Raw genomic sequence first — 17,390 nt, 5'->3', positions numbered from 1 at the left:
CCGATTAACTCGGCCCAATATGAATTATTACAGCGCTAAAATAACTTCCACTTCGATCATTGCACCCCGTGGCAGCGCAGCGACTTGCACGCAGGCGCGGGCGGGATAAGGTTCGGCAAAAAACTGTGCCATTACTTCGTTAACCTGCGCAAATACACCGAGATCGATCAGCGAAATATTTACCTTGGCGGCGTCGTTCAAGCTTCCGCCAGCGGCCTCGGCAACCGCCGACAGGTTTTTAAATACCTGGGTGGCCTGCTCTTTAATACCGCCCTCAATCATTTCCATGGTCTCTGGAATCAAGGGAATTTGGCCAGACAAATACACCGTGCTGCCAACCTTAACCGCTTGGGAATAAGTGCCAATGGCTTGTGGGGCGTTATTGGTGCTGATGATTTCTTTGTTGCTCATGGTAGCTCCTGATGACTAAGTCAGGCGTCGGACGTCTGACGGAAAAGCTGTTGGGTGGATGGCGTCTTGCGTCAGACGCCTGACATCCGACGTGTAATTAATGTCTTTCCCGCGTGATCTTAATAACCGCAGGAATATTGCGAATTCGACGCATCACATTTGCTAAATGCACCCGCGAACGCACACCGACCACAAGGTGGATGGTGCTGATTTTGGGGTTTTCGTCTTCTACGCTGATTTTTTCGATGCTGCCGTCGGCGCCGTTAACGCGGGTTGCCAGTACGGCGATAATACCGCGTTGCTTGGATATTTCTATTTTCATTTCAACTGAGAAGTCGCGGTCGATATTTTCGGCCCAGCTCAGTGGCACGACGCGTTCGGGTTGGCTGCTGAGTTCAATGCTGTTATGGCAGTTTTCGCAATGCACCACCACGCCTTTCTCAGAGCTGACGATGCCGACAATATGGTCGCCTGGTATTGGATAGCAACAGCGTGCAAAGTTGACCAAAAAGCCCTCTGTGCCGTGAATGACCATAGACTGTCGGGTAAGTGGCGCGCGGAGTTTGTCGTCGCCGTCACGGATTTCATCGCGAAGGTTTATTAGCTGGCGGGCGGTTAAATACGCCACGCGGTTACCCATGCCGATTTGCTCGTAAATATTGTCTGTCGATTTGGCGTGGGTGGAGTCCACCAGTTGAATTAAATACTTGTCTTCTATGTCTGCCAGATTTTCGTCCATGCTCGCAAGCGCCCGTTCGAGCATGCGGCGACCCAAGGTGACAGCCTCGGTTTTGCGCTGGTGTTTTAAGTGGTGGCGAATGCCCGTGCGAGCTTTTGCCGTGACTACAAAGTGTAGCCACGCCGGATTGGGTTGCGCGCCGGGGGTGGTAATAACTTCTACGGTTTGGCCGCTTTGCAGTGTTTCTGACAAGGGGGCTAAACGGCGGTTGATTCGGCAGGCAACGCAGCTATTGCCGATGTCGCTGTGCACAGAGTAGGCAAAATCGACGGCGGTGGCACCGGCGGGTAATTCCATAATGTCGCCACGGGGCGTGAAGACATAAACCTCGTCGGGGAATAAATCGATTTTGACGTTTTCGATAAATTCTAGTGAATCGCCGGCGCGCTCCTGCATTTCCAATAAACCTTGTACCCATTGGCGGGCGCGGGCGTGGCTGGAGTTGCGCTTAGGTTCTTGCTCGTTGGATTTATACAGCCAGTGTGCGGCAATGCCGTTGTTGGCCATCTCTTCCATTTCGTGGGTGCGGATTTGTATTTCTATCGGCACGCCTTCTAGGCCAAATAATACAGTGTGCAAAGACTGGTAGCCGTTGGCTTTGGGGATGGCAATATAGTCTTTAAATTGCCCCGGCACCGGTTTGTACAAGCTGTGTACGCAGCCTAAAACACGGTAGCAGGTGTCGACGGAGTCAACCACAATGCGGAAGGCATAGAGATCCATAATCTCTTTTAGCGACTTTCGCTTGTTGCGCATTTTGGTGTAAATGCTGAACAGGTGCTTCTCGCGGCCAATTACATTGGCAGTGTGGCCTTCTTCGGTGAGGCAGTTTTCAATGCTTTCGCGGATGTGAGAAATGGTCTTTTTGCGGTCGCCAAAGCGGGTGGTAATCGACTTTTTAATACGTCGCGCGCGCATGGGATGCATCGACATAAAGCCCAAGTCTTCAAACTCTACCCGAATATTGTGCATGCCTAGGCGCTGGGCAATGGGGGCGTAAATTTCGAGGGTTTCGCGGGCGATGCGGCGGCGCTTTTCCGGCGGCATGGCGCCGAGGGTGCGCATATTGTGAAGGCGGTCAGCGAGCTTTACCAAAATCACGCGAATATCTTTGGCCATTGCCAGGGCCATTTTTTGGAAGTTCTCAGCCTGCTGCTCTGCCTTAGACTGGAACTCAATTCGAGTCAGCTTAGAAACACCGTCAACCAGCTCAGCCACCACATCGCCAAACTGATTACTTAGCCCTTGCTTGGTCACGCTGGTGTCTTCTATTACGTCGTGCAGCATGGCGGCCATTAAACTTTGGGCGTCCATATGCATTTCAGAAAGAATGGTAGCAACAGCTAAGGGATGGGTGACGTAGGGCTCGCCGCTGCGGCGGTTTTGACCTTCGTGGGCCTGCTCGGCGTAATAGTAAGCGCGCCGAACCTGATTAACTTGATCGGCAGAGAGGTAGTCAGAAAGAGATTTTGCAAGGGCGTCAATCGATCCCGCCGGCTCAATTTTGCCGGGATTGGGATTGAAAAAACTGTATTGATGCATTGGCGCCCCTGTCAGACGCAGAATTACAGTGCAGCTGCGCCCAGTTCAGCGCTTAGATCCAGCTCTGGTTCTTCTGCAGTAGTGTTTGCGGCCATGACTTCTTCACGGGTGATTTTGCCTTCGGCAAGTTCGCGCAAAGCGATTACTGTCGGCTTGTCGCCTTCTTCAGGAACTAGAGAGTCTTTTCCGCCGGTGGCAAGGGCGCGGGCGCGCTTGCTCGCAACCATTACTAATTCAAAGCGGTTATCGACGGCTTCTAGGCAGTCTTCAACAGTAATTCGGGCCATGATCTATATCCTGCGTACTAAATAAAATCAGCGCACAAATTGTGCGCTGTCAATTACGTGATAGTTTAACAAATAGCCAGCGCTTATGACAGTAGTGCAGAAAGTAAAGCTTGATGACGCAATTGTTGATTGGCGAGGCTCAGGCGATGGCTGCGAACAATGGCCTCTAAGTCTGCGAGCGCAGTATTGAAATCGTCGTTGATGACCACGAAATCGCTTTCAATATAGTGAGACATTTCCGCAACGGCGGCATCCATGCGCCGTTGAATTACCGCGCTATCGTCTTGGCCGCGACCAGTTAAGCGCTCATTCAAGGCCTCTTTCGACGGCGGCATAATAAAAATAGCCACGGTGTCAGGCATTAGGCGGCGAACTTGCTGCGCGCCCTGCCAATCAATTTCCAGAATGACATCCTCGCCAGCAGCAAGCTGAGACTCTACCCATTGCTGTGACGTGCCGTAAAAATTATCAAACACCTGCGCATGTTCAAGAAACGCTGATGATTCCAGCATTTTCTCAAACTCGGCGTGGCTAACAAAATGATAGTTCACACCATCCACTTCACCGGGCCGCATGGGGCGAGTGGTATGCGACACCGACACCCCAAGTCTAGGGGTGCGTTTGAGTAATTCAGCAACCAAACTGGTTTTACCTGCGCCAGACGGAGCGGAAATGGTATAGAGGGTGCCTTGGCTGTGCATAGCGAAAAGGGCGTCCTTTGTATCGTGTTCGCGTCGTTGGCCGCGAGAGAGATTAGGGATTATACGACCTGATTGGAGGGGCGTCACGGCGCTGATTTGCGATTTGTTTAAGAGCGCGGGTAATCGCAGCCCAGAAGGGGCCGGCTTAGTGCTAGCTGCGAGTAATCACGGGCATTGCGCAATATTTTTGATCAGCTCATTGAGCGGCGGCCCAACACCTAAGAAACTCAATGGTTTAGCGAAAAGAAGCCGAAGCCCTCCAAGCTGCCCGCCACTCGCTTGACAAGATAAATGAGCAACCGAGCGCCTGATGCAGCAGGTCTACAAATTGTTACAAATAAAGTAACAATTTGTAGACCTGCGCTTATTTTATAACAAAACGGTTTGACCGCGACGGTGATTAGCGGCTATGACACAGTTCCGCTATTCTTTAAACGAAAGGGATGATGGCGAACAATCTCGAGGTGCCAGCTACTTAGAAATTGCTGAATTTATTTCCAATTCTGGTGCACAAACAGAAGTTGATTTAGCGCAGTTATGGCGTCGTATCGTGTTTAATATTGCGGTGTCCAACACGGATGATCACCTACGTAACCATGGGTTTTTATTAACAAAGAATGGTTGGAAGTTATCACCAGCTTATGATTTAAACCCGATAGTGGGTAAGCACGGCCTGCATCTGAATATTACGGATACAGGCAACGCTTTAGACTACCAATTGGCCTTTGACGTAAAAGACTTCTTCCGACTCTCTCAAACCCAAGCTACTCAAATTTACGATGAAGTATTAATGCGGTTAAGCAATGGCAAACCGTTGCAAAGCGGCTGGGAATTAGCCGAGCCGAGCAAGTCATGAAAGAATCGGCGTTTAATGAGCGAGTGAAAATATCTTTTCATTTTCTAATGACTAAAGAGGTTATAGATTTGGGGCGCGTGTCGTGGGCTACCTCGCATGTACTCTGTTAAAGGCAGTATCTGAAGGACTAGCTGAACGATTAATTCAGTAGTGACCTGTCACCTTCCTGCATATTGCTAGTAGGTACTGTGGTATGGCTAGGTTTAAAGTCCATTGCAGGCAGTAACTCGAGAGTATCGCTTGTGAGTGCTGGCTTTTAATGCGCTAAATGGAAAATAACTTTGTTCTCTTATCAGTGGATGATAAGATGGTGGCTATGTATAAATGTACAGTTGCTAAGAGGTGTGCAATGGAAGAGCTTAGATTGGGTTTTAATTCTAATGATATACCGACAACGCTGAGTAATAATACATCGCCAAATGATACTTGCGCATCGTTCTATTTCCGGCAGGGTGGTGAGTACTACCTTCTCTGGGTTGAGCATCAAAACGTTGAGTATCGAGAGAGTGAAAGTTTGCCAAGATACGCCGTAAGCTGTGCCTTCAATGAAGGGAATGATGAGGCGCCGGAAATTTATAGCGATTCATCCAAAGACGATATTTTTAAATCGGATAACGTCGAAGACTTGATAGCTTATTTGAGTCCTTAGGTTTCGTCTTCAATTTTTAGTCAGTAGAGAAATATGGAAAATGCTAAGCAGCCGCGCTGTGTGATCGGCATTAAAGGGCAAGCACCCGACCCCAATTACCCTGTCGATATTTGGTTCGACTCCCTTAAATCGGTAGCCAATGTGTTATCGAAAGAAAACCAGCAGCTATTAAAAGTGATAGCTGAACAGCAGCCGCAGTCGGTGACAGAACTTGCTGAGCTAACAGGGCGGGCGGTGAGTAATGTGTCGAGAACGCTAAAGACCTTAGGTAAATACAACTTAGTAACAATGCAGAGCGCAAAAAAGAGGCTCAGACCTAAAGCCATCCATCAAGAATTTTTAGTCGTAGTGAATAATGAAAAATAGAACTAACATCTTGCAACAAGTAGAAGTGTTCCTCCAATCTTGGGCGCTGCCTCATGTTCCACCGGCAAGCGACGTAGATGCAGTTGTTGATCAGTGGATACATGCAATAGCAACGGATAGCCAATTTTACTGCAACCCTGCATTGGCAACGCCAAAGAAGCTAAAAGCCAGTGTAATAAGGCTTTTAAAAAAGAATGATTTATTTTTATCAAGAGAATTATTCTTTAGCGATGTATTTGGCGGTTTAAAATTAAAGCCAGACTTAAATGCAAAATTTCGGTTTATTGATCTTTTTGCGGGTATTGGCGGTGTTCGGCTAGGTTTTCAGCAAAATGGCGGTGTTTGCGTTTTCTCTTCTGAATTTGATAAACACGCGCAGCAAACCTACAAGAAAAATCATGGTGAAGTACCATTTGGCGATATCACACAAATACCTGCCGATGAAATACCTGATCATGATGTTCTTTTAGCTGGATTTCCATGTCAGCCATTTTCCCATGCAGGTCTCAAGCTAGGGATAGAGGACACAAGAGGTACTCTGTTTCATGATATAGCCAATATTTTAGAAACTAAAAAGCCTAAGTTCGCGTTGCTAGAAAACGTGAAAGGACTAATTAGCCATGACAAGGGATACACACTAAAGGTAATTTTAAAAACGCTAACGAAGATTGGGTATAGCTGTAATATTCCGAAAAATGTTATTGAGCATGGAACTACAAAAGAAATTCAAACCTTAGCCAAGGAAATGGTGCTTAAATCAGTGGACTTTGGAATACCGCAGAATAGGCAGCGCATATACATAGTCTTATGGCGCGATGGCGAGATCGGTAAGTTTGAATATCCAAAACCACTAAATGTTGAAGTTAAAGTTGGTGACAAGTTAGAGAAAAACCCAGATCCTAAATTAACTATTTCGGAGAGGCTATGGGAGGGTCATCGGCGCAGAAAAATTGAGAATAAAAAAAATGGCAAAGGCTTTGGTTTTGGCTTAGTAACAGAGGAGTCACCTTACACCAATACTATTTCAGCAAGATATTATAAAGATGGTAGTGAGGTTTTAATTGATCAAGCTGGAAAAACCCCAAGAAAAATTAGCCCAAGAGAAGCAGCTCGATTACAAGGCTTTCCAGATGAATTTGAACTGAGTCCTTCAAAAGTACAAGCATATAAGCAGTTTGGGAATAGTGTTACGGTTGATGTTGTGAAGGCTTTAGCAGGACGTATCGTTTCTCACATGGAGTAAAGGGATAATATGTTAAGAAAACTTGATGAAATAAAACTGAAACAGCCTTTGGTTAATAAATCTAAACTTTTCGATTACAGATTAACTTCAGAGCAAAAGGCTGCATTACAGGAACAGCTTGGTTCTATTGGATATGGTTTTGATACCTTTACTTCATTTGCAATTACGGATAAAGAAATAGATGATAAACCTGCAAATTATGCTTTGATTCCTAATCAATATTTTGTTTTTGCGAGCGAAATGTTTGAGTTTGCAAGTGAGCTGTTCAAGTACTTTGAAATATATGAAAAATTAAGACTCCACTCTAATAGCCTTCTAGGAAACTCTGAACAAATAAAAAGCAACATTCGAACTAACCAAGATTTAATGAAATGCTTTGATTCAGAATCTGATTTAGATCTTTTTGCAAGATTTTTGGATAAAGATGATGCTAAGTTTAGGCTAGGCTCGAAACGATTAATTAATGATCAGGGCAAGCCAAGAGGGTCAAGAGATTGCTTTGGTTCTGTTATTTTAAAAGAAATTAATTTGCCAGATGCGTCGTCTAGTGTATTTGGGCGTCTTGTATATGATCTTTGCCAAAATCCAAGCACATATAAAAGTGTTTATGACGCATATAGTTTAGCAACAAAAGACAATTTAACTGTTAAAAGTGATATTTTAGTAAATGAGGCTGTTTTATCAAAACCCTTCCTCCTCCTTGCCGGCATCTCCGGTACAGGTAAAACCCGCTTTGTGCGTGAGCAAGCGAAAGCCTCAGGTCAGTTTAACGAAACCTATTGTTTAACCTCAGTAAGACCCGACTGGCATGAACCCAGTGATTTGCTAGGGTACATTTCGCGCCTTGCCAAAGACGGAAAAGCAGAATACATCACAACCGATGTCCTACAGTTTGTTGCCAAAGCCTGGCGCGGTATAGCTGATAGAGGGTTAAGTATTGAAGTTCAGGATGTTGAGGAGCAGGGTAAACGGTTGGTGGTAACAGGTGAGCGTGATGTACTTGAAACGGTATTACCCTACTGGCTGTGTTTGGATGAAATGAACCTTGCCCCCGTTGAGCAGTATTTTGCTGATTATTTGTCGGTACTAGAAACCCGCGAATGGCAGTGGGATGGTGATGCCTTTACTTACAGCAGTGATGCTTTATTAAAACCTACGACAATTAGCGCAGTGGCAGATAAAAGCAAGTTGCGGGCGGATTTGGGTTTTGAATCTTCTCGTTACGATAAACTGTGGCAGTTGATTTGCGACTATGGTTTGGCGATTCCCTTTAACTTAATGGTCGCGGGCACGGTCAATATGGATGAAACCACTCATGGCTTTTCACGTAAAGTGATTGATCGTGCGTTGAGTTTTGATTTTGGTGCGTTTTTCCCGAATGACTATGATGACTTTTTTACCCCTAGCAGTTGCAATAAGCGCCTAAGTTACCCAATTTGGTCACAGGCGAGTAAAGCGGATTTAGTTAATACCATTGATACTGATGGCTCGCAAACCGTTGCGTTTTTATCGGCCGTTAATGCAGTGCTAAAAAATACGCCGTTTGAACTCGCGTTTCGTGCTTTAAATGAACTTCTTCTCGCTGTTGCCAGCAACCAACCACAAGATGACTTGACCCTAAAAGCCGTGTGGGACGACTTTATGATGTGTAAGGTTCTGCCGCGAATCGAGGGCGATGCCGATAAACTCACCACATTCGATGGTAAGGCTTTGTTGGGCGAACTCAACACTGTGCTGGCAGACCAGTTAGCCCCCATTTGGTTAGCGCCTGAAACGGACGAAGCCAATCAACGCCCTGACTTGTATCGCGAGAAAATCGTAGCCGATGGTGCTACTGATGAGGAAAAAGTACTTCGCATACCTTGCCGTTCAAAAGCCAAGTTAAAGTGGATGAGTGATCGTTTGGCGAGTGCGACCTTCACCAGTTTTTGGCCTTAATAGATTGGCATCAGGGAGAGTGGGTACATGCCAGAATTATTAAGGCTAAAAACAGACGAATTTGTATTCACCGTTAAAGCTGCATCTATCGAAAATCGCAGCCGAACTTTAAGTAAAACCCTGCGCACTCGTCATGGCGGTGATTCTGATGTTTTTTTAAAAGTCGAGCCTGCAATGCAGCTTAGTGAGCCACCGAGAGGTTTTGTTGATGGCTCGTGTTCATTTTTGCATGCAGTAGAAGATATTAATCAGAGTGACCAGGTTAATTTAGATTTCCCTGTTTTTTTTGAAAACACGCTTTATCAAGTTGAATGGATTTTTCTGCAAAGAGTACAAGAGGCGAGGCTAAATCACCGTTCTAAGACCTTTTGTGATTCGTTTATTTTTACCCCCGGTGAAGACGGATTAAATGCACGTTTAACCGGCACCATTAATACCGGTAATGACGTGGGTTGGTTGCGTTTGTCACTCACGTTTGAGCTTGATGGGAAAACTCAGACTCAGCATATTGCGTTTGAAGTGTTGCCAACCAAAATGGCACTCCACCAAGACTTGCCCGTTATGTATCAAGCGATTGACAAGGTTTACCCGCTTTGGCGCTTTAGTCTGGTAGAAAAAACCGAGCAAGATGCAGCCACTAGCCAACAGCGGGGTCATTTCCCGCTAATGTGGTTGGCTAATTTTGCAGCGTTAAGGGAGCGTTTTGAGCAAGGCTTAAAAGTGATTTGTGCTGCACCGCATAGCCGTTTGCAGCCGACGGTGGCCAATATTAAAGCCGCAAAATTAAAAGGCCGCTTGCCACATAAGTTAGCCGAGCAAGTAAAACAAGATTTTGCTAATGGCCAGCACGATAAACGCTACGCAGTTGAAAAAAAGCAACTGAGTGTCGATACCCCAGAAAACCGCTTTATCAAAATGGCGGTGAGTAGAAGCAAACGGCAATTGGCAGAGTTTGAACAAAAGCTTAGGCAAAGTAACCAAGCGCCAGAGCGTCAACGGTTATCAGATGAATTTTTAAACGAGTTACATAGCTGGCAACAGCCGTTACAAAATGTATTAAGCCAAAGTTTTTTAAAGGAGGTTAGCGCTTATACAGGCTTAAGCCGTGAATCCTTAGTGCTACAACAAAAAACCGGCTACAGCGCGGTATATCGTGTTTGGCAGGAGCTAAAGTTTTATTTAGATGTGTTTGGTAACCAGGCTAGCATTTCCATGAAATCGGTGGCCGAGATTTATGAAGTGTGGTGCTTTTTGTGTCTGAAACAAATATTGGAGCATGATCTTGGCTTTGAATTGGTGGAAAACGGTGCGGCTAAGCTCGCACAAAATGACTTTTTCGAGTACCAACTAAAAGATGGTTTTGCCGGTGCATTTCGTTTTAAGCGTAGTGACGGTGTTACTGCTAGGTTGGCACACGAGCCAAAGTTTACTAAAAAAGGTCAATCAATACGGTCGTACTTGGTTAACCAAGAGCCGGATATTGTTTTGGAAGTGACGCTCCCGAAATGGGAAAGTTCAGACTCAGGTTCATCTGAAGAGAAGCAGTTTATTTGGTTGTTTGATGCCAAGTACCGGATTAAAACCGATAAGAACCGCTTTGATGATAGTAACGAAGATATTGAAAGTACCGATTACGTGCCAGACGATGCTATTAATCAAATGCACCGTTATCGGGATGCCTTGATTCGCTTGTCTGAATCGCCATCAAGTTCTGCGGCTGCTCAACCCGCCAAGAAAAGCCGCCCAGTATTTGGTGCTTTTGCCTTATACCCAGGTTTTTTTGATCAAGCCCAAGAACGCAATCCCTATACGGCTGCGATAGAAGAAGTAGGGATCGGCGCATTCCCATTGCTGCCCAGTCAAGCTGAAAATGGTAATTCTGGTCACCAGTGGTTGTTGGCGTTTTTACAAGCACAAATTGGTACTGCACCTAATCCTCAAACAGGACAAGGTAATGAGGCTCAATATCCTATGGCAGGTATGGCCGAAAAGCTCTACGTGCAAGAAGCGGCGAGAATTCCGTATTACGGCATGCGGCAAGTCTTGTATTCAGATCTTACTCTTACCGCAGCGTTAGGTCCTCAAAAGGGGCGTGATGAAAGTTATCTTGAAAACTTCGAAAATGGCGTTGCTCGTTGGTACCACATAAAAGTAGCAGCGATTAAGCAGCTAGAAGATAAAATTGCTTCCCACCATATTGCCGAGGAAATTAGCTATTTAGCTTTAGCAACGCCATCAAATAAAAATACAGGGACTAAGTCGATAGAAAAGGTGTGGCCGGTGAAGACGGTAACGATATTGCCGCGTCGCTCCATTCCTGCAGAGAAGGCTGGCAAGGCTGTTGATTCATCTGAACTTTATTATCTTTTTCAATTAGGTAGACCATTGATTCTTCATGTACCAGTGACCCACGTTCCATTGCGAAACTTTAGTCACTCGATGAAACTCACCACCTTAACTCGCCTAGAGAGCGTGGCTAAATTTGCCGAAGTCGAAGAAGTGTATGAAGCGGCAATGGTGTGATTAAGCGAGTCCTGTCAATTACGCAAAAGGTTAACTGAATGACAGATAATACCCCGCAGGCTCCACAGGGAGAGTTTCTTCTTTTCACTAGCGCTGATGGTGAAGCTCGCGTTGAGTGTCGCTTTGAGTTCGATACATTGTGGTTATCTCAAGCTGTGATGGCAGAGCTTTATGGAAAAGATGTTCGTACAATTAATGAGCACTTGATTAACATCTTTAATGAAGGCGAGCTTGTACAAAATTCAACCATCCGGAAATTCCGGATAGTTCGATTAGAAGGTACTCGGCAAGTCTCTCGCGAGATTGATCACTACAATCTTGATGCCATTTTGGCGGTGGGCTATAGGGTTCGTTCACAGCGCGGTACACAGTTTAGGCAATGGGCAACTGGGATATTAAAAGAATATCTTATCAAAGGTTTTGCCATGGATGACGAACGCCTGAAAAACCCGCCGGTCGGCCATTCTGCTGTCCCAGATTACTTTGATGAAATGCTGGAACGTATTCGCGATATTCGAGCCAGTGAACGGCGTGTTTATTTGCGGGTTAAAGAGATATTTACTATGGCCGCTGATTACGAGCCATCTAACCAAGATACAAACCGCTTCTTTCAAACAATCCAGAACAAGCTGCATTATGCCTGCACGCATATGACGGCTGCGGAGCTTATTGCTAGTCGTGTGGATGCCAGCAAACCAGATGCTGGCCTTACCAGCTACAAAGGCGATGAGGTACGCAAGACCGATGTCACCGTCGCAAAAAATTACCTGCGGGAAGATGAAATTAAAGAGCTAAACCGCATTGTGAATATGTGGCTCGATTTTGCCGAAGACCAAGCACTGCGTCGAAAGCAGGTATTTTTACAAGACTGGGCTGATAAGCTGGATCAATTCTTGAATTTTAACGATCGGGATGTTCTGAGTGGAGCTGGAAAAATCTCCAAAAAAGCAGCGGATGAAAAAGCAAAATTGGAATTTGAGAATTTTGCAGAGCAGCGTCGCCGCTTAAAAGAAGCCGAAGGCGAGAAGACAAACATAGCAGCACTTAAGGCGATACTAAAAAAGGATAAATAGACGTCTTAAAACGACTTCAGCAAAAATACCAGCCATCCTTGGCTGTAAAAACTACTCAATATTCTGAATCTGCTACATTGACGTAACCAAGCCCTAACAAACTCAATAGCTTATCGAAAAGAAACCGTTCAAAAATGCCTGTTCGCCCACCACCTGCCTACGGGTTTTACCAAATCATAGTGGTGCTTCTTGGTTATGAGTACGGAAAAACAGTGCCGTTTTTTGCGCTGCTTTTAAGATTCAAAAGTAGTAGTTTTGAAAGGCTTTATCGATCACGATTTCTGTCGACATAGCATGGCCATTCTTTCGCTTGTATTATGCGATAGTTATGAGTCGGCAGAAAACTGGCCTAACCTAAAATGGATATCATAGTGTCTTATTTCATAAAAATAAGTTCAATATGGGTACTATGGTTTCCAAGCATGATAAGCCAGAGTGTCGAATGGCAGGCATCAAGGCCTACAGACTGAGACCTATAAGTAACTTTGTGCAGGCCTCAGGCCACTGCATCTCCCCGTTCAGTAAAACGCATGGACGAGTATTCAATTTGCATTTCACGCTTTTACGCGCATAAAAGTGTTATTGCGTTCTAGTTGAGTATAAAGCAGTCCCTCAATAGTTCTCTTTCTTCTTTGCGGATGCCCGCTTGTTGGGCAAGGCTTTCCCATTGTGAAACGGCTTTTAACAATCTTTGGTGGATGGCCTTGGCTTTACTTTCGGTAACGTGAAAATACTCTGCAACGTCCAATGCCAAGTCAATCGAAAGCGCGTTGCTTACGTCATCTATATTTAGGTGTAGACCAGTAGCGTATAACATAGGGTTGATATCGTAGGCGGGAGATAGTCGCCAACCAGTCGACTCCAGAATGAACCCGTGATTTCTAAGATGATCATCACAATTGGATACCATGATATTAAACAGTATTCTGGTCCAAAGTTGTTCAAGATCTGCCTGAGTATTCGAGCCGTGTTGGATCAGAAATTCAGCTAGCTCTAAGTAACTTGCTCCATCATCCTGACCATCAAAGTACTCTAGTTGAGTCATTGCAGAGCTGAAGTGTAGCCGCTTTCCTGTTTCGGTACGGTCGAACCTTTTTGTTAAAAAAATATGGTGTCTGCTAATGGCATCAACTTTTGATTCAGCCATTTCGATGCCAGACTCTATGGCCATTTGATAAACAATGAACTCCCATAAGCCAATATTGTAATCATCGTGACGACTAGGAAACTTGGCTAACCACAAACTGTTATCGTGATTTCTAATTGACGCCTTTGGCCTGGCTCCACCTAGTGATGAGCCCGGTGAGATCAGCATATTGAGCCATTTCAGATAATCTGGATTATCCAAATCCGGAGTTTCTTCGATTTTATTGGCGGCATGTTGTAGCTCAGGTAAGCTGGTTATTGCGGGCGCTGAGAGCTCATGGTTATCGTCTAAAAATGGACCAGTTGGCGATGTACGAAAGCGCAGTGCCCCCATGCGAAATGAATCGTGAACGCCTAGTAAGTAATCCGTCTCGTATAGGCTTTTTGCTCGCCGATTTTCTTGTATAGCAACCGCCACTTCTCTGCGTTGCATCAACAGTCGACCCCAACGATCAGGGCATGAGTCGAGAAAAGTTTTGAAATTCTTATCGTCCTGCGCATGTTGTTCGCCAACGAATAGCTTTAAAGAAGGGTCAATCTGGCGAATATAATCGGAGGTTAGCCATGTTTTGTCATAACTAAAGCTGAAATGTTCTTTGCCTCTAATTTCTGACGACCGTAATGTACCAACTAATATAGGGTCACTTGATTCAGTCCAATCAGCATAAACGTAGATTTCCATCATGCGACGCTCTTATTTTTTGTTCAGCAATTGGATGTCTTGCAGCTTTCTTCCTAGCTCGTCATCAAAGGCGACTTTGGTTAGGTCTTCCAAGAGACCTAGGGAGGCCAATACGTTGACATAGTGGCCAAGTGAAACGGAAGGATCACCCTTTAGGATTTTTCGTAGCGTTGGTTTAGACAGCCCTGTTCGACTATGCATCATTTCTTGGGTAATGCCGCGTCGCTTCATTGCTAGAGTTAAGTTCTCACCTAAGATGCTTAACACCTTTTTGTGCTTTGGAAAAACGACAGCGGTGCGCTTTGATGTTGGTTTGATGGCATTCATAGTGAAACTATAATTTCTCAAATATCTAAATAGTGAAAGTATAGCTTCACTTTTTGCTTTTAGTAAAGTGGAAGTTTGATCATCAGTCAAGCTTAAGTGAAACTATATTTTCATTTATTGATGAATAAAGAGTCTATAGTTTCACTTTTACGCTTTGCCTCATGCTTCATTTGTTGTAGTACGCCATCCTTGGCTGTAAAAAACTACTCAATATTCTGGATCTGCTCCCGCATCTGTTCTATCAGCACCTTCAGTTCCACCGCTGCCTGCGTGCTTTCTGCAACGACTGCCTTCGATGACAGGGTGTTGGCTTCGCGGTTGAGTTCTTGCATGAAGAAGTCGAGGCGTCGGCCGCTGGCGCCGCCCTTTTTTAGTACGCGCCGCACTTCTTTTACGTGGGTGTCTAGGCGGTCGAGTTCTTCGTCTACGTCGGCCTTTTGGGCGATGAGTGCAATTTCTGTTTCTAGTCTGCTGGGGTCGAGTTCGACTTGGAGTTCGGCGAGGCGCTGTTGAAGTTTGTCGCGCTGTGCGGTGACGATGCTGGGCATTTTGCTGCGAATGTCGGTGACGATGTCGCTGATGCTCGCTAGGCGTTGCTCAATGAGTTGGGCGAGTGCATCGCCTTCACGCTGGCGGGTGGCAATGTGTTCGTCTAGCGCGGTGTTGAATCCTTCTAAAAGCTGTTTGCTTAGGGTGTCGTTGTCTAGGGTTTGTGGTTCGAGTACGCCGGGCCAGCGCAGTAGTTCTAGGATATTGACGGGGGCGGTATGGGCGATGTGCGCTTTTAGGCCGTTAGCGGCGTCTAGTATTTGATTGGCAAGTGCGTCGTTGAGTTGCAGTGCTTGTTGTTGATTTTGTTGCTGCACGCGGAGTGCGCATTCTACTTTGCCGCGCTGGAGTTTGCTGCGCAGGGCGTCGCGCAGGCTGGGTTCTAATTGGCGCCAGCTCTCCGGTAGTTTAAATGACAGTTCTAGGTAGCGGTGGTTAACAGAACGTAGTTCCCACGTGACACTGCCCCAAGGGTATTCAAAACGTTGATGGGCAAAGGCGGTCATGCTGCTGGTGGTCAAAGGATTCCCCTGTGGTGCTAATGTGTAGATGGTCAGTGTAAGCGTAAACCCTCGCTGAAGGTAAGCATTGCGTGCGGCGGGCATTACTCGCTTTGCTATTCGTCGCCTGCACTTGCTTGAGAGAGGTATACTATGGGCTTACACAAAGGAGAGCAATATGACTGTAGTCCGTCCGAGCGAACGCGCATACGATGAAAAGCGCGCTTTGCGCATTACCCGAAATTTTACTTGTCATGCCGAGGGCTCGGTTCTGATCGAGATGGGCAATACCAAGGTTATTTGTACTGCCTCGGTGCAAAACAGTGTACCTGGGTTTTTGCGTGGCAAGGGGCAGGGCTGGGTGACTGCGGAGTACGGTATGTTGCCACGCTCGACGGGTAGCCGCATGGATCGTGAAGCGGCGCGGGGCAAGCAGAGTGGTCGCACCCAAGAAATTCAGCGCTTAATCGGTCGTTCTTTGCGGGCGGCAATCGATTTAAACATGCTGGGTGAAAACACCATCTATTTGGATTGCGACGTGATTCAGGCTGATGGTGGCACCCGTACCGCGTCTATCACCGGAGCCTATGTTGCATTGGCGGATGCGGTGGCGAGCTTGCAGGCCAAGGGTTTAATTGAAGGCAATCCTTTGCTGCAACAGGTTGCGGCGATTTCGGTTGGGGTGTATCAGGGCGTGCCGGTGTTAGATCTGGATTATGCCGAAGATTCGACTGCTGAAACCGATATGAATGTGGTGATGGACGACAAGCAGGGCGTTATTGAGGTTCAGGGCACCGCTGAGGGGGCGACCTTTAGCCGTGCTGAAATGAATGCAATGATGGATTTGGCTGAAAAGGGAATTGCTGAGCTGGTCGCCGCGCAGAAGGAGGCGCTGAAGGCTTGACGGGAGAGAGGGGACGCTAAAGATTCCGGAGTCCAGAGGTGTAACGCTAACGCGGGAGAGGTAAGTTAGGGAGCCATCGAGGATCGTGGCCTTGCCTCTCCCGTCTCCCGTTCAGCATCAAGCTGGCTTAAAACGGGCTCTCTGGTAGTTCAAAGTCGTAGTCCATGATCAGCGGCGCGTGTTTGCCAAATTCCTGAACTTTGTAAATTGCGCCGTATTCTACCCGAGGGGTCATATGCTCCGAGGTTACTTGCATATCTACCCGCCAGCCGTTGCTGCCGCGCTCGCCATCTGGCCACCAGCTGAACTCGTCAGCGTCGTTATTCACTAAGCGGAAGGCGTCTGCGTAATGCTGTTCACGGAATAAGCGATCCAGCCACTGTTGTTCTTCTGCCAAGCTACCCGGTTTGCCGTGATTGCCGCGCACGTCTTGGATGTCGATGGCGCGATGGGCAATATTCCAGTTTCCACAAATGATGAAGTCGCGACGTTTGTTGCGGACTTTGGTCAAGTGGTTTAAATACTGCTCAAAAAATTGGTTTTTGCGGATTAGGCCGGCGTTGTCACCCTCATCTGCGGTGGGTGCGAGCAAACTGCCAATACTGATATTGTCAAAATCGGCCTGAATGTAGAGGCCGTCCATGTCGAAGTCTAAAAAGCCCAAGCCGGTCATGATGGCTTTGGGAAGCTGGCGGCAATAAATCGCAACGCCATTGTGTTTACCGTCGGCGGCATCGAAGAAGTAAGGGTTGTAATCGCGGGGAAAGTACACGTCGTCGCGAAGTTTGTATTCGGCGATACCAAGGTTTTGAATGCAGATTATGTCCGCGTCTTGTTTAGTGACCCAGTCAAAAAAGCCTTTTTTGGCGGCATCTACTATGCTGTCAGCGCAAAAGCTGATGATTCTCATGTGTTTCCTATCGCGTCGATCATAGCCAGTGGTGTGGCTAAAGG

At 46.4% G+C, this 17,390-nt stretch carries 16 protein-coding genes; 8 read left to right on the top strand and 8 right to left on the bottom strand.

Going from position 1 to position 17,390, the window contains the following annotated elements:
- Positions 1 to 27: 27 nt before the first annotated feature.
- The 4 genes from C0068_RS00915 to gmk form a co-directional block, all read right to left on the bottom strand.
- Positions 28 to 411 carry a RidA family protein gene (locus C0068_RS00915; protein ID WP_103682615.1) on the bottom strand — a complete coding sequence of 128 codons (384 nt, stop codon included), beginning with the start codon at positions 409 to 411 and terminating at the stop codon, positions 28 to 30.
- Positions 412 to 508: 97 nt separating this feature from the next.
- Positions 509 to 2,692, bottom strand: coding sequence for a RelA/SpoT family protein (locus tag C0068_RS00910; RefSeq protein ID WP_103682614.1), 2,184 nt, complete (start codon positions 2,690 to 2,692; stop codon positions 509 to 511).
- A gap of 23 nt (positions 2,693 to 2,715) precedes the next feature.
- Positions 2,716 to 2,979: a DNA-directed RNA polymerase subunit omega gene (rpoZ, locus tag C0068_RS00905; protein WP_103682613.1), complete on the bottom strand. Its 264-nt coding sequence runs from the start codon at positions 2,977 to 2,979 to the stop codon at positions 2,716 to 2,718.
- Between the two features lie 83 nt (positions 2,980 to 3,062).
- The gene (gene gmk / locus C0068_RS00900; protein WP_103682612.1) at positions 3,063 to 3,680 is read right to left on the bottom strand and encodes a guanylate kinase; all 618 of its coding nucleotides are present in this window, start codon (positions 3,678 to 3,680) and stop codon (positions 3,063 to 3,065) included.
- Positions 3,681 to 4,089: 409 nt separating this feature from the next.
- On the opposite strand from gmk, the gene C0068_RS00895 reads away from it, so the two are divergent.
- From C0068_RS00895 to C0068_RS00865, 7 genes are all read left to right on the top strand, one after another.
- Positions 4,090 to 4,536 carry a HipA domain-containing protein gene (locus C0068_RS00895; protein ID WP_233208696.1) on the top strand — a complete coding sequence of 149 codons (447 nt, stop codon included), beginning with the start codon at positions 4,090 to 4,092 and terminating at the stop codon, positions 4,534 to 4,536.
- Positions 4,537 to 4,885: 349 nt separating this feature from the next.
- A complete protein-coding gene (locus C0068_RS00890) occupies positions 4,886 to 5,185 on the top strand; it encodes a hypothetical protein (RefSeq protein ID WP_103682681.1) in 300 nt (99 codons plus the stop codon).
- Between the two features lie 33 nt (positions 5,186 to 5,218).
- The gene (locus C0068_RS00885; protein ID WP_103682611.1) at positions 5,219 to 5,551 is read left to right on the top strand and encodes an HVO_A0114 family putative DNA-binding protein; all 333 of its coding nucleotides are present in this window, start codon (positions 5,219 to 5,221) and stop codon (positions 5,549 to 5,551) included.
- Entirely contained in the window at positions 5,541 to 6,794 is a 1,254-nt protein-coding gene (locus tag C0068_RS00880; RefSeq protein ID WP_103682610.1) for a DNA cytosine methyltransferase, read from the top strand. Before C0068_RS00885 ends, C0068_RS00880 begins: the two co-directional genes overlap by 11 nt.
- Positions 6,795 to 6,803: 9 nt before the next feature.
- Complete coding sequence (locus C0068_RS00875; RefSeq protein WP_199176073.1) at positions 6,804 to 8,732, top strand: McrB family protein; 1,929 nt, start codon at positions 6,804 to 6,806, stop codon at positions 8,730 to 8,732.
- 27 nt (positions 8,733 to 8,759) lie between these two features.
- Positions 8,760 to 11,255, top strand: a complete 2,496-nt coding sequence (locus C0068_RS00870) for a restriction endonuclease-like protein (protein WP_103682609.1) — start codon at positions 8,760 to 8,762, stop codon at positions 11,253 to 11,255.
- A gap of 38 nt (positions 11,256 to 11,293) precedes the next feature.
- The gene (locus C0068_RS00865) at positions 11,294 to 12,328 is read left to right on the top strand and encodes a virulence RhuM family protein (protein ID WP_103682608.1); all 1,035 of its coding nucleotides are present in this window, start codon (positions 11,294 to 11,296) and stop codon (positions 12,326 to 12,328) included.
- 589 nt (positions 12,329 to 12,917) lie between these two features.
- On the opposite strand, the gene C0068_RS00860 is transcribed toward C0068_RS00865, so the two are convergent.
- From C0068_RS00860 to C0068_RS00850, 3 genes are all read right to left on the bottom strand, one after another.
- Positions 12,918 to 14,159 (bottom strand): type II toxin-antitoxin system HipA family toxin, encoded by a 1,242-nt coding sequence (locus tag C0068_RS00860; protein WP_199176072.1) that lies wholly within the window; start codon positions 14,157 to 14,159, stop codon positions 12,918 to 12,920.
- Positions 14,160 to 14,168: 9 nt separating this feature from the next.
- Positions 14,169 to 14,483, bottom strand: coding sequence for a helix-turn-helix domain-containing protein (locus tag C0068_RS00855; RefSeq protein ID WP_103682607.1), 315 nt, complete (start codon positions 14,481 to 14,483; stop codon positions 14,169 to 14,171).
- Positions 14,484 to 14,686: 203 nt separating this feature from the next.
- Positions 14,687 to 15,538: a YicC/YloC family endoribonuclease gene (locus tag C0068_RS00850; RefSeq protein WP_103682678.1), complete on the bottom strand. Its 852-nt coding sequence runs from the start codon at positions 15,536 to 15,538 to the stop codon at positions 14,687 to 14,689.
- Between the two features lie 172 nt (positions 15,539 to 15,710).
- On the opposite strand from C0068_RS00850, the gene rph reads away from it, so the two are divergent.
- Positions 15,711 to 16,436 carry a ribonuclease PH gene (gene rph / locus C0068_RS00845; RefSeq protein WP_103682606.1) on the top strand — a complete coding sequence of 242 codons (726 nt, stop codon included), beginning with the start codon at positions 15,711 to 15,713 and terminating at the stop codon, positions 16,434 to 16,436.
- Positions 16,437 to 16,563: 127 nt separating this feature from the next.
- Here rph and C0068_RS00840 read toward each other — a convergent pair whose 3' ends face one another.
- Complete coding sequence (locus C0068_RS00840) at positions 16,564 to 17,346, bottom strand: exodeoxyribonuclease III (RefSeq protein WP_103682605.1); 783 nt, start codon at positions 17,344 to 17,346, stop codon at positions 16,564 to 16,566.
- Positions 17,347 to 17,390: the final 44 nt, after the last annotated feature.

Source organism: Zhongshania marina, assembly GCF_002915595.1.
GTDB classification, from domain to species: Bacteria; Pseudomonadota; Gammaproteobacteria; order Pseudomonadales; family Spongiibacteraceae; genus Spongiibacter; species Spongiibacter marinus_B.
The sequence above is the reverse complement of the archived record's forward strand: the minus strand, read 5'-3'. Positions and strand labels throughout refer to the sequence as shown.

Coding starts and splice junctions, on each gene's coding strand:
- C0068_RS00915 (WP_103682615.1), bottom strand. CDS start 411: ATGAGCAACAAAGAAATCATCAGCACCAATAACGCCCCACAAGCCATT.
- C0068_RS00910 (WP_103682614.1), bottom strand. CDS start 2,692: ATGCATCAATACAGTTTTTTCAATCCCAATCCCGGCAAAATTGAGCCG.
- rpoZ (WP_103682613.1), bottom strand. CDS start 2,979: ATGGCCCGAATTACTGTTGAAGACTGCCTAGAAGCCGTCGATAACCGC.
- gmk (WP_103682612.1), bottom strand. CDS start 3,680: ATGCACAGCCAAGGCACCCTCTATACCATTTCCGCTCCGTCTGGCGCA.
- C0068_RS00895 (WP_233208696.1), top strand. CDS start 4,090: ATGACACAGTTCCGCTATTCTTTAAACGAAAGGGATGATGGCGAACAA.
- C0068_RS00890 (WP_103682681.1), top strand. CDS start 4,886: ATGGAAGAGCTTAGATTGGGTTTTAATTCTAATGATATACCGACAACG.
- C0068_RS00885 (WP_103682611.1), top strand. CDS start 5,219: ATGGAAAATGCTAAGCAGCCGCGCTGTGTGATCGGCATTAAAGGGCAA.
- C0068_RS00880 (WP_103682610.1), top strand. CDS start 5,541: ATGAAAAATAGAACTAACATCTTGCAACAAGTAGAAGTGTTCCTCCAA.
- C0068_RS00875 (WP_199176073.1), top strand. CDS start 6,804: ATGTTAAGAAAACTTGATGAAATAAAACTGAAACAGCCTTTGGTTAAT.
- C0068_RS00870 (WP_103682609.1), top strand. CDS start 8,760: ATGCCAGAATTATTAAGGCTAAAAACAGACGAATTTGTATTCACCGTT.
- C0068_RS00865 (WP_103682608.1), top strand. CDS start 11,294: ATGACAGATAATACCCCGCAGGCTCCACAGGGAGAGTTTCTTCTTTTC.
- C0068_RS00860 (WP_199176072.1), bottom strand. CDS start 14,159: ATGATGGAAATCTACGTTTATGCTGATTGGACTGAATCAAGTGACCCT.
- C0068_RS00855 (WP_103682607.1), bottom strand. CDS start 14,483: ATGAATGCCATCAAACCAACATCAAAGCGCACCGCTGTCGTTTTTCCA.
- C0068_RS00850 (WP_103682678.1), bottom strand. CDS start 15,538: ATGACCGCCTTTGCCCATCAACGTTTTGAATACCCTTGGGGCAGTGTC.
- rph (WP_103682606.1), top strand. CDS start 15,711: ATGACTGTAGTCCGTCCGAGCGAACGCGCATACGATGAAAAGCGCGCT.
- C0068_RS00840 (WP_103682605.1), bottom strand. CDS start 17,346: ATGAGAATCATCAGCTTTTGCGCTGACAGCATAGTAGATGCCGCCAAA.